12 protein-coding genes are annotated in these 15,745 nt (G+C 69.4%); 10 read left to right on the top strand and 2 right to left on the bottom strand.

Features of this window, described 5'->3' with window-relative positions; genetic code table 11:
* The first annotated feature begins 33 nt into the window (after positions 1-33).
* The 6 genes from ACZ6ZD_RS06000 to ACZ6ZD_RS05975 are packed head-to-tail and all read left to right on the top strand — an operon-like array spanning position 34 to position 6,417.
* A complete protein-coding gene (locus ACZ6ZD_RS06000) occupies positions 34-1,086 on the top strand; it encodes an SDR family oxidoreductase (RefSeq protein ID WP_465668811.1) in 1,053 nt (350 codons plus the stop codon).
* Between the two features lie 23 nt (positions 1,087-1,109).
* The gene (locus ACZ6ZD_RS05995) at positions 1,110-1,691 is read left to right on the top strand and encodes a helix-turn-helix domain-containing protein (protein ID WP_465668809.1); all 582 of its coding nucleotides are present in this window, start codon (positions 1,110-1,112) and stop codon (positions 1,689-1,691) included.
* Positions 1,692-1,750: 59 nt separating this feature from the next.
* Complete coding sequence (locus ACZ6ZD_RS05990) at positions 1,751-2,899, top strand: NAD(P)/FAD-dependent oxidoreductase (RefSeq protein WP_465668807.1); 1,149 nt, start codon at positions 1,751-1,753, stop codon at positions 2,897-2,899.
* Positions 2,896-4,524, top strand: a complete 1,629-nt coding sequence (locus ACZ6ZD_RS05985) for an FAD-dependent oxidoreductase (protein WP_465668805.1) — start codon at positions 2,896-2,898, stop codon at positions 4,522-4,524. Before ACZ6ZD_RS05990 ends, ACZ6ZD_RS05985 begins: the two co-directional genes overlap by 4 nt.
* Positions 4,517-5,419 (top strand): dihydrodipicolinate synthase family protein, encoded by a 903-nt coding sequence (locus ACZ6ZD_RS05980; protein WP_465668803.1) that lies wholly within the window; start codon positions 4,517-4,519, stop codon positions 5,417-5,419. The genes ACZ6ZD_RS05985 and ACZ6ZD_RS05980 overlap by 8 nt, the downstream gene beginning before the upstream one ends.
* Complete coding sequence (locus ACZ6ZD_RS05975) at positions 5,416-6,417, top strand: proline racemase family protein (protein WP_465668801.1); 1,002 nt, start codon at positions 5,416-5,418, stop codon at positions 6,415-6,417. The genes ACZ6ZD_RS05980 and ACZ6ZD_RS05975 overlap by 4 nt, the downstream gene beginning before the upstream one ends.
* Here ACZ6ZD_RS05975 and ACZ6ZD_RS05970 read toward each other — a convergent pair whose 3' ends face one another.
* The gene (locus ACZ6ZD_RS05970; RefSeq protein WP_465668799.1) at positions 6,418-6,765 is read right to left on the bottom strand and encodes a UBP-type zinc finger domain-containing protein; all 348 of its coding nucleotides are present in this window, start codon (positions 6,763-6,765) and stop codon (positions 6,418-6,420) included.
* Positions 6,766-6,979: 214 nt separating this feature from the next.
* On the opposite strand from ACZ6ZD_RS05970, the gene ACZ6ZD_RS05965 reads away from it, so the two are divergent.
* Together ACZ6ZD_RS05965 and ACZ6ZD_RS05960 are read left to right on the top strand one after the other, a co-directional pair.
* A complete protein-coding gene (locus ACZ6ZD_RS05965; RefSeq protein WP_465668797.1) occupies positions 6,980-7,585 on the top strand; it encodes a hypothetical protein in 606 nt (201 codons plus the stop codon).
* Entirely contained in the window at positions 7,582-10,875 is a 3,294-nt protein-coding gene (locus tag ACZ6ZD_RS05960; protein ID WP_465668795.1) for a phage tail family protein, read from the top strand. The genes ACZ6ZD_RS05965 and ACZ6ZD_RS05960 overlap by 4 nt, the downstream gene beginning before the upstream one ends.
* Before the next feature lie 48 nt (positions 10,876-10,923).
* Here ACZ6ZD_RS05960 and ACZ6ZD_RS05955 read toward each other — a convergent pair whose 3' ends face one another.
* Positions 10,924-11,562, bottom strand: a complete 639-nt coding sequence (locus ACZ6ZD_RS05955; RefSeq protein ID WP_465668793.1) for an HD domain-containing protein — start codon at positions 11,560-11,562, stop codon at positions 10,924-10,926.
* Between the two features lie 35 nt (positions 11,563-11,597).
* On the opposite strand from ACZ6ZD_RS05955, the gene ACZ6ZD_RS05950 reads away from it, so the two are divergent.
* The gene (locus ACZ6ZD_RS05950) at positions 11,598-12,575 is read left to right on the top strand and encodes a GlxA family transcriptional regulator (RefSeq protein WP_465668791.1); all 978 of its coding nucleotides are present in this window, start codon (positions 11,598-11,600) and stop codon (positions 12,573-12,575) included.
* Between the two features lie 125 nt (positions 12,576-12,700).
* Entirely contained in the window at positions 12,701-15,736 is a 3,036-nt protein-coding gene (locus ACZ6ZD_RS05945; protein ID WP_465668789.1) for a glycoside hydrolase domain-containing protein, read from the top strand.
* Positions 15,737-15,745 lie beyond the last annotated feature (9 nt).

Genomic DNA, 15,745 nt, shown 5'->3' with positions numbered 1-15,745 from the left:
AGTTATATCCGCAGCTCAGGCAGGCTCGACGGTATGACGAAAGTGGCGTTGGTGGTGGGGGCGCGGGGTGTGATCGGGTCCAAGTTGGTCGATCAGCTGGCGGCGTCGGGGGACTGGCGAGTGATCGGGTTGTCGCGGCGGGGCGGTGTCGAGGTGCCGGGCCGGGTGCGGCAGGTCGCCGTCGATCTGCTCGATCCGGACGACGCCCGCGCGAAACTCGCCGGGCTGACCGAGGTGACCCATGTGTTCTATGCGGCGTACCAGGACCGGCCGAGCTGGGCCGAGCTGGTCGCGCCGAATCTGGCGATGCTGGTCAACGTCGTGGACGCGATCGAGCCGGTCGCGAAGGGCCTGCGGCATATCAGCCTGATGCAGGGCTACAAGGTGTATGGCGCGCATCTCGGGCCGTTCAAGACGCCCGCGCGGGAGGACGATCCGCCGATCCTGCCGCCGGAGTTCAACCTCGATCAGCAACGGTTCCTGGCGGATCGTCAACTGGGTAAGGCGTGGGAGTGGTCCGCGCTGCGGCCGTCGGTGGTCGGCGGTGTTGCCCTCGGCAACCCGATGAACCTGGCGGTCGCGATCGCCGTCCAGGCGTCGCTGGCGAAGGAGTTCGGCGTACCGCTGCGGTTCCCGGGGAAGCCGGGGGCGTACGACGCGCTGCTGGAGGTGACCGACGCCGGGCTGCTCGCGAAGGCGACGGTCTGGGCCGCGACGACGCCGTCCGCGGCCAACCAGGTGTTCAACATCGCGAACGGCGATCTGTTCCGGTGGAACGAGCTGTGGCCGCGGATCGCCGACTGGTTCGGGATGGACGTCGCGCCGCCGCTGCGGATGTCGCTGGCCGAGGTGATGGCGGACAAGGAGCCGGCCTGGAAACGGCTGCAGGCGGTGCACGGGCTGACGGCGACGCCGTACGCCGAGGTCTCGTCGTGGCCGTTCGCCGACTTCGTCTTCGGCTGGGACTACGACTTCTTCGCGGACTCGTCGAAGATCCGGCGGGCCGGGTTCCACGAGTACGTGGCGACCGACGAGATGTTCTTCGGGATCTTCGCGGAGCTCCGGCGGCAGCGGGTCATTCCCTGAGTGATGTGGCATGCTCCGGGGCTATGAGTGCGGGGCGGGTGCTGGGGGCGAACTTGCGGGCCCGGCGGGACGAGCAGGGCATCTCGCTGTCCGAGCTGGCCCGGCGGTCGGGGATCGCGAAGGGCACGCTGTCGCAGCTCGAGTCCGGGAGCGGGAATCCGACGATCGAGACAGTGTTCAGTCTGTCGAACGCGCTAGGGGTGCCGGTGTCCGCTCTGCTGAACGAGGCGCCGACGGCCGAGTTGGTCGTGGTCCGGGGTGCGGAGACCGGCGTGCTGTCCGGGGACGCGATCGACCTGCGGATGCTGCGCCGGGTCGAGCCGGCGGGCGGGCTGTTCGAGATCTACACCCAGGACGTGCGACCGGACGCCGTCCAGCATTCCGACGGGCATCCTGGCATCGAACATCACGTTGTTTTGAGCGGTCGGTTGCGGGTCACCTCGCATGGGCGGAGCGAGGAGCTCGGGCCGGGGGACTATCTCGCCTTCCGTGCGGCCGGGCCGCACGAGTATGCGGCGGTGGACGGGCCGGTGCGGTCGGTGCTGCTGCTGGAGTACCCGCCGGACGCGGCGCCGGGCGGGCCCGGTCCGCACCCGTTGACCTGAGGCTGGGGGGCGTCGTACGCTCGGATCGTTCAATTTAATGAACGATCTGTGGAGGGCTCGTGGCCGGTGCCGAGGTGGTCGTGGTCGGCGCGGGCATTGTCGGCGCGGCTTGCGCGGAGGCGCTGACGCTCGCCGGAGTACGCGTCACGGTGCTCGATCGCGGCGGGCCGGCCGGCGGGACGACGGCGTCCGGTGAGGGCAACGTGCTGGTGTCGGACAAGGGGCCGGGCGCGGAGCTCGACCTGGCGATCGCCTCGCGGGCCGAGTGGGAGACGGTGCTCGGGCGGTTGCCGGGCGCCGAGGTGGAGTGGGACGCCAAGGGCGGCGTTGTCGTGGGGACGGGGGATCCGGCCGCGCTGACGGCGTTCGCGGCTGCGCAGGTTGCGGCGGGGGTTGACGCGCGGGTGCTTACGCCGGCTGACGTCTTCGAGCTGGAGCCGTTGCTGACGCGGCGGGTGACTGTCGGGGTGCATTACCCGGACGACGCGCAGCTACAACCGGTGCTGGCGGCAACGGCTTTGCTGGCGGCGGTGCGGTCGCGGGGCGGGACGGTGCTGTCCGGGGTCGAGGCGCTCGGCGTCCGGCGGTCGGCGTCCGGGCGGGTGGTCGGGGTGGAGACCGACGCCGGGGCGATCGGGTGCGACGCCGTCCTGAATGCTTGTGGTCCTTGGGCTGGAGCGTTCGGGGAGGCGGCTGGTGCGCCGATCCGGATCTTGCCGCGGCGGGGGATGATCCTGGTGACGGCGCCGCTGCCGGCCTGCGTGCGGCACAAGGTGTACGACGCGGACTACGTGGGCGCGGTCGGGAGTGCGGACGCCGATCTCCAGACGTCGACCGTGGTGGAGTCGACGCGGGCCGGGACGGTGTTGATCGGGTCGAGCCGGGAGCGGATCGGGTTCGACGAGAGCCTGCGGGTGCGGGTGTTGCGTGAGTTGGCCGCGAAGGCGGTTGGGCTGTTCCCGTTTCTGCGGGCGGTTCCGGTGCTGCGCGCGTACGGCGGGTTTCGGCCGTACGCTCCGGATCATTTGCCGGTGATCGGGCCTGACCCTCGGGTGCCGGGGCTGTGGCACGCGACCGGCCACGAAGGTGCGGGCATCGGGTTGGCTCCGGCCACGGGGCGGTTGATCACTGAGCTCATGCTGGCGGGATCCCCGCATGTGGATCCGCATCCGTTCCGCGTCGACCGGCCTGCGGTGATCGGCGGATGACGTCTTATCTGGCCGACTCCACGCCGGGGACTCCGATCCCGGTCACCGTCGACGGTCGCGCGGTTCCTGCGGTGGCCGGTCAGACTGTTGCCGCCGTCCTGCTCGCGACTGGACGCGACACTTGGCGGACCACTCGCGTGCACAACCGGCCGCGCGGAGTCTTCTGCGGTATCGGTGCTTGCTTCGACTGTTTGGTGGTTGTCAACGGCATCCCGGATGTCCGGGCTTGTCAACGAGCTGTCGTGGCTGGTGATGCGATTGCGACTCAACGCGGTGCGGTGCTCCCGACGTCCGCGGCCGGCGGCTCTGTTGCTGGGCCAGGGGTTGTTGGTGATGTGGTCGTGGTGGGTGCTGGGCCGGGTGGGATGGCGGCTGCGCTGGCGGCGGCTGAGGCGGGTGCGTCCGTCGTCCTGATTGATGCGGGGCGGGAGGTGGGCGGGCAGTTTCACCGGCAGGCTGAGGTGGGGGTGCGGCGGCCGGCGAAGGGGTTTGCGGTTCTGCGGGAGCGGTTGTTGGCGCACGAGCGGGTCGAGTGGTTGCCGGAGAGCTCGGTGTGGGCGCTGGAGGGGAAGCGGCTGTGGGTGCAGCGCGGGGCGGCGGATGCGCCGGGGCGGGCTGTCTTCACGGTTGACGCGCGGGCTGTGGTGCTGGCGACTGGTGCTTACGACCGGGTGTTGCCGTTTCCGGGGTGGGATCTGCCGGGGGTCTACAGCGCGGGCGCGGCGCAGGCGCTGGCCAAAGGTCAGCGGATCGCCGTCGGACGCCGAGTCGTCGTCGCCGGCACCGGGCCGTTCCTGTTACCTGTCGCCGAGTCGTTGCTGGACGTCGGCGCCGGGGTCGCGGGGGTGTTCGAAGCCAACACCCTGCGCACGATCGGGCGTGGTTGGTCGGCCGAACCTTTGGTTGCTTTAGGCAAGCTCCCCGAGTTCCTCAAGTACGCCGGTGCGCTCGCTCGGCGCCGCGTCCCCGTCCGCCACGGCTGGACGGTCATCGAGGCCCACGGCGCCGATCACGTCGACTCCGTCACCGTCGCCCGCCTCGACTCCACCTGGACCCCCATCCCCGGCACCCACCGCCGCCTCCCCTGCGACGCCGTCTGCGTCTCACACGGCTTCACCCCCAACCTCGAACTGGCCATCGCCGCCGGCTGCGAGCTGTCCGACGGCGTCGTCCGCGTCGACCCTCACCAGCAAACCACCACCCCCGGCTTCTTCGCCGCCGGCGAACTCACCGGCATCGGCGGCGCCCCCCTCGCCGCCGCCGAAGGCCACCAAGCCGGAACCGCAGCCGCCCGGTACGTAGTCAGCGGTTCCAGCCCGATTCCTCAACAGCAGTTGAAGAAACTACAGCGGGTGGTCGGGGTGTTGGGGCGGGCCTATCCGGTGGGGGGTGGGGTTGGGGGGTGGGTTCGGGGGGAGACGGTGGTTTGTCGGTGTGAGGAGGTTCGGGGTGGGGAGTTGGCGGGGGTTGAGGGGGAGGGGCGGGTGTTTCGGTTGGGGAGCCGGGTGGGGTTGGGGATGTGTCAGGGGCGGGTTTGTTTGGGGGGCGAGGTGGTGAAGCGGGTGGTTGCGGTGCCGGTTCGGTTGGGTGATTTGGCGAGTGATGAGGGAGAGAGCTGTGAGTGAGACGTTGGACGGCGTGATTGTGGCGACGGCGTTGCCGTACCTGGAGGATGCGGCGGCGCCGGCGGGGTTGCGGGTGGATCTGGATCGGTATCAGGAGCACTGCCGGTGGCTGGTGGACAACGGCTGTCGTGGGGTCGGGCCGAATGGGTCGCTGGGGGAGTACTCGTCGCTGAGTGACGAGGAGCGGCGGGCGGTGGCCCGGGCGGCGATTGATGCTGTGGGCAACGATGGGGTCGTGGTGGTCGGCGTCCACGGGGTGGGTGCGCATCAGGCGCGGGCCTGGGCGGAGCGGGCGGCCGAGGACGGGGCGGACGGCGTCCTGTGCCTGCCGCCGACGATGTACCGGGCCAACCGGGGTGAGGTGCTCCACCACTTCGCCGAGGTGGCGAAGGCCGGGTTGCCGGTGATGGTCTACAACAACCCGATCGACACGAAGGTGGATCTGACGCCGGGCTTGCTGGCGGAGATCGCGCAGATCGAGAACGTCGTCGCGGTGAAGGAGTTCTCCGGCGACGTCCGGCGGATCCTGGAGATTCGCGAGGCCGCGCCGGAGCTGACCGTCGTCGCCGGCGCGGACGACCTCACGCTGGAGGCGTTGCTGATGGGCGCGACCGGCTGGTTCGCCGGCTTCCCGAACGTGTTCCCGGCCGAGTCGGTGCGCTTGTTCGACCTCGCCGTCCAGGGCAAGCTGGAGGAGGCGCGCGCGTTGTACGAGCCGCTGGTCGCGGCCTTCCGCTGGGACTCGCGGGTGGAGTTCGTGCAGGCGATCAAGTACGGGATGGACTACGTCGGCCGGTACGGCGGCCCGTGCCGCCCGCCGCGCGGCCCGCTCGTCGGAGAACACCTCGCCCAACTGGAGCTGGACATGCAGAAGGCTGTGGAGTCGTTGCGATGAGATCGGTCCGCACGATCACGGCGATCGACTCGCACACCGAGGGGATGCCGACCCGCGTCGTCACCGGCGGAGTCGGCGTCGTCCCCGGTGCGACGATGGCCGAGCGGCGCGAGTACTTCGTCGAGCACCTCGACGGCCTCCGGCAGTTCCTGATTAACGAGCCGCGCGGCCACGCCGCGATGAGCGGCGCGATCCTGCAGCCGCCGACCCGCCCGGACGCCGACTGGGGCGTGCTCTACATCGAGGTGTCCGGCTGCCTGCCGATGTGCGGGCACGGGACGATCGGCGTCGCGACCGTGCTCGTCGAGTCCGGCATGGTCGAGGTCCAGGAGCCGGTCACGGTCGTCCGCCTCGACACCCCGGCCGGCCTGGTCGTCGTCGAGGTTGCCGTGCGCAACGGTCGTGCGGAGCACGTGACACTGCGGAACGTCCCGTCGTACAGCCATGCGCTGGACGCCGTGGTCGACGTCCCGGGCTACGGGAAGCTGACGTACGACCTGGCGTACGGCGGCAACTTCTACGCGATCCTGCCGATCAGCCGGATCGCGTGGGGCTTCGACCGCAAGTACAAGGACGAGATCCTCCGGACCGGCCTCGACATCATGGCCGCGATCAACGCGACCGACCGGCCGGTCCACCCGCTGGACCCGAGTATCCACAGCTGCAAACACGTCCAGTTCACCGCGCCGGGCCTGGACGGCGCCGACTCGCGGAACGCGATGGCGATCCACCCCGGCTGGTTCGACCGCTCCCCGTGCGGCACCGGGACGTCGGCGCGGATGGCGCAGCTGCACGCCCGCGGCGAGCTCGCCCTGCACACCGACTTCGTCAACGAGTCGTTCATCGGCACCCGCTTCACCGGCCGCCTGATCGAGCAGACAACCGTCGGCCCGTACGACGCCGTCGTACCGACCATCACCGGCCGGGCCTGGATCACCGGGACGGCGAACTACCTGCTCGACCCCGACGACCCGTTCCCGGCCGGTTTCGTGCTCTGATCAGTTGAGGTGCTGCTGCCAGTCGGCCGGGACGTTCCCGGCCGGGCCCGGCGCCGGCTGGTCGTCGGGGCGGGCCTGTGGCGGCGCGAGCGCCGGGCCCTCGTAGTACTGGGACTCGCCGTAGTGCCAGAACCAGTCCTCGCCGGGCTCGAAGCTGCGGACGATCGGGTGGCCGGTCTCCTCGGCGTGCGCCGACGCGTGCTGCGCCGGGGAGGAGTCGCAGCAGCCGATGTGGCCGCACTGCGCGCACCGGCGCAGGTGGAACCACCAGCCGCCGTGGTCGAGGCATTCGGCGCAGCCGGTGCCGCTCGGCGGAACCGTGCTGTCGATCCCAGGATTCTGCGTCATACCGGCATCCTATGTCCTGGCAAACAGGCCGCGGAAAGCCCTTCAAACACTTGAAAACCGGCGATTTCCGAGTCGGTACCGTTCCGGTCTTGAAGCCGAGGTTACCGCCTGGTACGAACGTCCTTCAGCTTTTGTACTGAACAGTAGTTCAAGTACATGAAACTTGGATTTTCCGGAGGGGGTCCCGGGATCCGCAGTGAGGTGGAGGACTCATATGCAGCGCAGTACCTTGCTATGCGGTGCTCTGCTGGCCGTGGTCGCGGGTCTGTTGTGTCTGGTGGGGGAAGCCCTCGGTCTGGACACGCAGCACGTGGCACTGGTCGGCGGGGCCCTGGGGGGTGTGGTGGGGCTGGTGCAGGAACGCACCCCGGCTCAGCGGGCCGCCGGTTTCGTGATCGGACTCTTCGTCGCCTGGCTCGGCTTCGCCGTCCGGGCGCTTTACCTGCCCGATTCGGCGTCCGGACGGGCGGTCGCGGCGGTGCTCGTGGTCGCCGTCTGCGTACTGTTCGCGGCCGGTTCCGCGAACCGGTTGCCGTTGTGGACGTTGCTGCTCGGCGCGGCCGCGATGGTCGCCGTCTACGAGGAGACCTACACGGCCGACAGTCCGGCGTTCCTGGCGCAGTCGCCGTCCGCGGCGACCGGCGTCCTGCTCGCGGCTGGGATCGGGTTCCTGGCGACGTCGATCCAGCGGCCGCGCCCAGAGGCGCCGGCCGAGCCGGAGGACCGCACCGCGGTGCCGCCACCGGACAGCACGCCGACCGAAGAGCTTCCGCCCAGCGAGACCCGTGAGTTCGCCACCGTCGAAGGAGAGCGTCCGTGACCGCCCAACGGATCACCCGGGGACTCGCGGTCGGCGTCGCCGTCCCGATCGCCTTTGCCCTGTCCACCTCGCAAGCCCTGGCGACGGCGGGGGCCGTCACGGCCGACCCGGTCGTCGTGACCAACACCGAGACCGTGCAGGCCCGGCTGGATGCCAGCGGCAAGGTCGAGGGCGCCCGCGTCTACGAGCAGCTCGCGCTGATCGGCAACGGCAAGGTCAAACTCGACAACCCGGTCTCGACCGACGGCCTGCGCAACCTCGACGGGTTCGGCGGGTTCTCGGTCAAGGACGGCAAGATGACCGTCGACACCTCGGTGCACGGCGAGCAGCGGCTGCGGACCGTCAGCGACTACGACAAGAAGAAGCTGCCGATCACGGTCGCGGTCACGTACACGCTGAACGGCAAGAAGCTGAAGAAGCCGAGTGACGCGGTCGGCAAGAAGGGGCGGCTCGAGGCGCACTACCTGGTCGAGAACAACTCCGGGAAGTCCCAGCCGGTGACCATCACCGACGGCTACGGCCGCAAGGTCACTGAGCAGGCGGACGTCGTCATCCCGATGGTCGGCCAGCTGACGACCGTGCTGCCGCCGGAGTTCGGCGACGTCCAGTCGAACGAGGCGAACAAGGCCGGTGACGGCAAGGGCGGCACGAAGCTCAGCTTCACCGTCACGCTCTTCCCGCCGGTCGGCGCCGCCACCGCCGAGTTCGGCTGGTCGGCCGAGGTCGACAACGCCGTCGTCCCCGAGGCCGAGCTGACCGCGCTCCCGGTCAGCCCACTCGACAGCCCGACCTTCAAGACCGCCGTCTCCGGTTACCAGACCGGCGCCGAGAAGGGCGTCGACCTCGTCGAGGGCGGCAACACCCTCGACTCCAACCTGATCAAACTCCGCGACGGCGGCCAAAAGCTCCTCAGCGGCCTCCTCCAACTCAACGCCGGCGCCAAAACCCTCAACGAGGGCCTGGCCGGCAAAGCCGCCCCCGGCGCCACCCAACTCTCCTCCGGCGCCGCCCAACTAGCCGGCGGCCTCGCCGACCTCGACACCGGCGCCTCCCTCCTCCGCACCAAAACCGGCGAAGCCGCCGCCGGCGCCGACAAACTCAACGCCGGCGCCGGCCAACTCAAAGCCGGCGCCAACGAACTCAACGCGGGCGCGGGCAAGCTGGCGAAGGGTCTCAAGGACGCGAAGGCGGGGGTCGGCAAGCTGCAGAAGGGCGCCGGTGACCTCGAGGGTGGCGCAGGCCGTCTTTCCAAGGGCACCAAGGACCTGAACGCCGGCGCCGGGAAGCTGGCGAAGGGCGCCAAGGATGTGAATGCGGGCGCGGGCAAGCTGGCCAAGGGCGCGAAGGACGCGAACGCCGGGGCGGGCAAGCTCGCCGTCGGCGCGAAGACCGCGAACGCGGGGGCCGGCAAGCTGGCGACCGGAGCGACCGGCGTCAACGCGGGTGCGGGCAAGGTCGCCACCGGAGCGACCGGCGTGGACGCCGGAGCGGGACAGCTGAAGGCAGGCGCGGGCAAGCTCTCCGCCGGGCTCACCGACGCAACCGGCAAGGCGCCCGTCCTCATCGACGGCCTGAACCAGGTCAGCGGTGGCCTCAAGAACCTCGAAGACGCGCTCGTGTTCCTGTACGGCGGTATCGGGCAGCTGCCCGAGGAGGCCAAGCCACTCCATGCGGGGATTCAGCAGCTCCGGGCCGGGATCGGCTCGGTCGGCGACGGCAGCACCCTGCTCGGCGGGCTGCAGGAAATCAAGCAGCAGCTTCAGGCCTCCGGTCCGGGGATCGACAAGATGCGGCGCGGCGCCACCTGTCTTGAGGACGCGATCAAGGCCGTCAGCAGGGGTAAGCCGAACAAGGGCTACAGCGAGGAGTGCTACGGCGCCGCAGCCGCGGCGCTGAACGGTGCGGCAGGCGACGCGAACCTGGAGCCGGAGACGAACGCGGTCAAGAAGATGATCTTGGACGCGGCGCTGACCAGGCTGGGCGAGCCCGGGAATCCGCCCAACCTCGACAGGCCGTTGCCGGACTCGGCGACCTTGCAGGAGGCGCTCGCTTACCTCAAGGGCCGGCTGACGCAGCGGGCCGTTCCCGGGATCGAGCAGGTGCAGTGCGGGCTGGACAATCGCGTCTCCGGTTGCCCGGATTCGAAGCCTGGCCTGGCGCAAGGTCTTCAGGCGGTGGACGCCGGTATCAGCCAATTGGTGTCGAACGTGGTGCAGGACGTGCAGGGTGCGATCGGTACTGAGAACGACACTCCCGCGAGCAAGTCCCTGCGCGGTGGCGTCAACGGGCTGCAGGACGGTGTCGCGAAGATCCAGAAGGGCGGCCAGGACCTGTTGACCGGGTTGAACCTGCTCTCGGACGGCGCCGACCAGCTCGACACCGGTGCAGGCAACTTGGTGGTCGGAACCGGACAGCTCAAGACCGGCGCGGGTGAACTGGCTGCTGGGACGGGGCAGTTGGCCGCTGGTGCGGGTGACCTGGCGAAGGGCACTGAGCAGCTGGCGGCGGGCGCAGGCGACTTGGCGAACGGCACTGGCCAGTTGGCAGCCGGCGCCGGTGACCTGGCGAAGGGCACCGGTCAACTACAGGCAGGTACGGGCACGTTGGCGGCTGGTGCCGGGCAGGTACAGACCGGCGCGGCCGCGCTGCTCGCCGGTACCGGGCAACTCAAGTACGGCGTCGGCGTCCTCGCGAACGGAACCGGCCTCCTCAGCAACGGCGCCAACAAACTGTCCGCTGGAACGGGCCGCCTCGGAGCCGGGGTCGGGGTTCTTGCGGATGGGACTGGGAAGTTGGATGACGGGTTGTTCTTGTTGGCTGAGGGGACTGGGAAGCTGGCGGATGGGGCTGGGAAGGCCAAGGACGGGTCGGAGAAGTTGGCTGCTGGGTCCAAGGAGTTGTCGGGTGGGATTACGGCGGCGGCTGAGGGGTCGGGGAAGTTGGCTGAAGGGCTGAACACGGCTGCTGAGGGGACCAAGGCGATTCCGGATGGGGCGCGGCGGTTGTCTGCTGAGGGTGCTCAGACGTTGGCCAAGAAGGGGAACGAGACGGCGCTTGATTTTGGGCGGCGGTACAGCATGTTGTCGGCGTCCGCGCAGCGGGCTAAGGCGGAGTCGATGCCGTTCGGTGCGCCTGAGGGTGCGACTGGGGCTACGGCGTACTCGCTGAAGTTGGCGGGGGCGAGTGGCGAGGGTGGGCGTAGCTGGTTGCGGTTGCTGGCTGGGCTTGGTCTGTTCGCGGTGGCGATCGGTGCGACGACGGTGTTGCGGCGGCGTGCGACTGGGAGCTGACATGCGCTAAGGACAGGAGGTAGGACTACCTCCTGTCCTTACGGTCGGCTACTCCGGCCAGGGGGAGTTCTGGATGATCTCGACGAAGTCGGTCGGGCGGAAGTGCGGGACGAAGTGGCGGAGGACGTCGGACTTGACGTTGCCGAAGGTGGTGGCGGGGCGGTCGACGAGGCCTTCGGTGAAGGCGGCGAGGATCTGCGGTTTGAAGTTGGGGCGCGGGTGGGCCGCGGTGACGGCTTCGCGTTGCGGGGTGGGGAGGAAGTCGTAGCCGAGGCCCAGGACGTCGAACTCGACGCCGCGGGTGACGAGGGCGATCTCGGGCGCCATGTGCAGCGGGATCTCCGGCGTGGTGTGCAGGGCGATCGCCGTCCAGACCTTGTCGGCGTCGAGGGGGTGGACGCCGTGGGCGTGCAGGAAGCGGCGAGCCTCGTCGGCGCCGTCGATCTCGAAGCGCTGGTCGGTTCGCCGGTACCGCTCGGTGAGCCCGAGGTCGTGGAAGAGCGCGCCGACGTAGAGCAGCTCGGGGTCGTAGGCGAGGCCGTCGGCCTGGCCGCGGAGCGCGCCGAATAGGTAGACCCGGCGGGAGTGGTGGTAGACGAGGTCGGTCGCGGCGTCGCGGACCAGCTCGGTGGCTTCGCGCGCGAGCGCGCTGTCGGGGATCTTGATCCCGGCGATCTCTTCGGTCATGTCTCCAGGGTGGTCCGCGGGGCTACGCTGGCGACATGTCCAAGAGGCCGCATCAACCACAGATTCGGACACGCCGGGTCGCGTTCGTCGTGTACGACGGCGTCACGCTGCTCGATGTCACCGGGCCGCTCGAAGTCCTGCATCAGGCGAACCGGGCGGCTCCGCGCTACGAGCCGGTCCTCGTCTCGCCGGCCGGCGGATCGGTGTCGGCTGCATCCGGGGTGACGCTGGCCGATACGATCGCGCCCGCCGCGGCCGGCCCGATCGACACGGTGCTGATCGCCGGCGCGGACCACCTGGCCGAGCGGGTCCCCGAGGACGTCCGGACGACGGTCGCCGTCCTCGCGGAACGCGCGCAGCGGGTCGCGTCGGTGTGTACCGGTGCGTTCGTCCTGGCCGAGTTGGGCCTGCTCGACGGTCGGCGGGCGACGACCCACTGGCGGCATGCGGAGGTGTTCGCGCGGCGCTACCCGAAGGTCGAGGTCGAGCCGGACGCATTGCACGTCACCGACGGCCGCTACCTCACATCCGCCGGGATCAGCGCCGGGATCGACCTGACACTCGCGCTGGTGGAGGCCGATCACGGCGCCGAGGCGGCTCGGGAGGTCGCGCGCGAGCTGGTCGTGTTCATGCAGCGGCCCGGTGGGCAGTCGCAGTTCTCCACCGCGATCGCCACCCCACCGGCCCGGAGCGATCCGTTGCGGACGGCAACGGCTGCAGTGGTCGCCGATCCGGCAGCCGATCACAGCCTGCCCACGCTGGCTGCCTTGGCCGCTGTCAGCCCCCGGCACCTGACCCGGCTGTTCCAGACCGAACTGCACACCACGCCGGGCCGATGGATCGAGCGCGTCCGGCTCGACCGCGCCCAGCAACTCCTGCTGGACGGCCACAGCATCACCCTCGCGGCGCAGCTCAGCGGCCTCGGTAGCGACGAGACCTTGCGGCGTGCCTTCGCCCGCCAGTTGAGGACCACACCGACGGAGTACCGACGGCGGTTCGCCACGGTGGTCTAGAAACACAATGGTCTAGACCGGTAATGGTCTAAGCGAGTTGCTGGACCGCTCGGCGCCGGACGCCGATCGTGGTGAGCATCAGGTGGCCGCTCACCACCCCGGAGAGGACCAGCTCTATGCCAACGATGCGCCGTCTCACCATCGCCGCGGTGGTCGCCGCGATGGTGTTCGCCCCCCAAGCCCAGGCCGGCACGGCACCGCCGTCGGCCCACTCCGCGCAGGCCGCGCCCGGAGTCGACTACTGGACCGAGCCGTCGAGTACGAGCGTGTTCCGGGACACCCTGCCCAGCAAGCAGTCCGGCCGCGCGATCACACTCGATGCCGCGATCAACGAGGAGGAGAGCGCGCAGATCGTCGTCCGCTCCGCCTCGACCCTGACCGTGCAGGGAGTCGACTTCTCGGCGCTGACCAGCGGCGCGAAGTCGATTGCCGCGAGCAACTTGTCGTACAACTTCGTGACGTACAAGTACCTGAACGCGAACACGCGGTTCGGCTCCCAGCAGATGTATCCGGCGGTCCGTAAGGCGCCGGGCGACTTCCCGGACCCGTTGTCCAACGATCGGACGGCGAGTGTCGGGCCGCGGACGTCGCTGTCGATCTGGGTGACGGCCGCCGTTCCCAAGGGCACCACCGCCGGGGTGTACGCCGGCACGGTGAAGGTGGTCACGAACAAGGGCCCGATCGAGGTGCCGATCTCGATCGACGTCCGGCCGGTGACCCTGCCGGACCCGAAGGACCAGACCTTCGAGACCACCTTGTGGAACACCTTCTTCGGCGAGTTGTCCTGGGCGCCGGAGGGTCGGACGGTCGAGGAGACCTACGAGTACGAGCGGTACACCCCGGAGTACTGGGAGTTGCTGGAGCGGGTCGCGGAGCAGATGAAGCGGCACCGGACGAACACGCTCACGCTGCCGCTGGTGAACCTGCTGATCGACGGCAACACCACCGTCACCAACAACAGCAACGCCACCGGCGTCTACACCTTCGACTGGAGCCGGATCGACCAGATCGTCGAGTTCATGGTCGCGTGGGGCGTGGTGAAGCGGCTGGAAGGGTTCTGGGTCTCGGCCGACACCTACAACTGGGGCCGGCCGCAGGACGACATCCGCGAGGTCGAGATCATCGACGGCCTCGGCGGCAAGGGGCAGCGCAACTACGTGAACTGGGACTCGCCGAAGGCGAAGAACTTCATCGACCAGTTCATCCCCGCGCTCAAACAGCACCTGGACGCGAAGGGCTGGACGACGGGGCTCGACTACTGGATGCACGTCGGCGACGAGCCCGGCATCGAAGGCGGAGAGGAGGAGGCGGCCTGGCGCGGGATCCTGGCCCGGATGCGGACCAAGTGGCCGACCGTCCCGGTCGGTGACGCGGCCTTCCACGAGCCGGTCGCGGCGAATGTGTCGAAGGAGATGGCGGTCGTCATCCCGAACCTGCTCAACTACGACGCCAACCGCGCCGTCTACGACCAGATGCGGGCCCAGGGCAAGGATCTGTACTTCTACAACTGCAACATCCCGGTCGGCAACTTCCTCAACCGCTTCATCGACCAGCCGCAGTTCAACCAGCGGCTGACCCCCTGGTACGCCTACTCCCGCGGGGCCAACGGCTACTTGCACTACTCGATGAGCGGCTGGCTGGCCGACCTGAACCTGACCGAGTCGAAGGGCGACCACTACATCGTCTGGCCGGACGAGGACCGGAACACGATCCAGTCCTCGATCCGCTACGAATCCCTGCGCGACGGTATCGAGGACTACGAGGTCCTCAACCACCTGGGGAAGACCAATCCCAAGCTGGCCAGGGATCTGGCCACCGCGCTGACTCAGACGGCCGACAAGTACAGCGCCGACACCGGCTATCAGGCGCGTATCCGCAAGCTCGCGCTGGACGCCGCGGCCGGCAGGCCGATCGCCGGTGACCTGGCCCGGACTGCCGAGGTGAGCGCCTCGAGTGGAAACGCGGCCGCCGCGATCGACGGAAACGACAGCACGAGTTGGCAGCCGGCGACTCCGGGCGGCCAGTGGTTGCAGCTGACCTTCGATCACCAGATCCAGCTGGACGGTCTGCGGCTGAACTGGGCCGGGGCCCCGGCCGCGAACTACACGGTGCAGGTCTCCTACAACGGCAGCCGGTGGACGACGGCGTACTCCGGCGGCGGTGGCGCCTTCGCCGGGATCAACGGCAAGGCCCGGTCGGTCCGGATCACGTTCGACGGGAGTACGCCGTACGCGCTGAAGGGGATCGAGGTCGCGGGCGCCAAACTCGCGAAGGCGAATGTGCTCGGCGGGCGGAGCTACACGGTGAGCCCGGCGCCGAACAACAAGCCGGACAGCGGTTTCGAGTCCACGGACGGCGTCCTCGCGGACGCGCACGACGACGGGCGGACGTACGGGTTCGCGGCCGGGCAGCCGACGGCGACCGTCACGTTCGATCTCGGAGCGACCCAGCGGGTGGACTCGGCCCGGGTGCACGCCTACGAGGAGTACCCGGCGTACCGTCCGGATCGGATCACGGTCTCGACCAGTGCCGATGGCAACAACTGGACCCAGCGCGGATTCTTGCCGGGGACAATCAATGATCAGACTGGGGTCTGGTTCGAGTTCGACTTCCCGCCGACGAGTGCGCGTTATATCCGCTTCACGCTGCAGAAGACGTACGGCGGTGACGCGGGCGTGATGCTGATCGACGAGCTGGAGGCGTACTCGACGACCGGGCCGGCCAGCTTGGCGGCCGGAGCGACGTACACGAAGTCCGCGATGCCCGAGGCGGGCTATCCCGACACGGGGAACAAGGAGTCGACCGACGGAGTGATCGCCGGTCACCACGACGACGCGCTCAGTTACGGCTTCAGGTACGGAGTCGGGACGACGGGGCGGGTGAAGGTGCTGGTCGACCTCGGCGCCGCCAAGTCGTTCAGCCGGGTCGAGGTCCACGACAACTACGACGGGGTCACCAAGTACTCGCCGGACGTCGTCCGGATCTCGGTGGGGAACAGCCCGACCGCGCTCACCGAGCTGGCGGCGACCTCGGTCTCGTCGGCCCAGTGGTTCCGGCTGCCGGTGCAGGCCACGGCGCGGTACGTCCAGGTCGAATACGAGAAGTACGCCCAGGGGAACGCCGCGGACTGGGCCTTCGTGGACGAGATCGCGGTGTACTGAGGGATCCCG

It is taken from the genome of Kribbella sp. NPDC104218, assembly GCF_055584105.1.
This window is presented reverse-complemented; position numbering and strand designations above follow the sequence as displayed.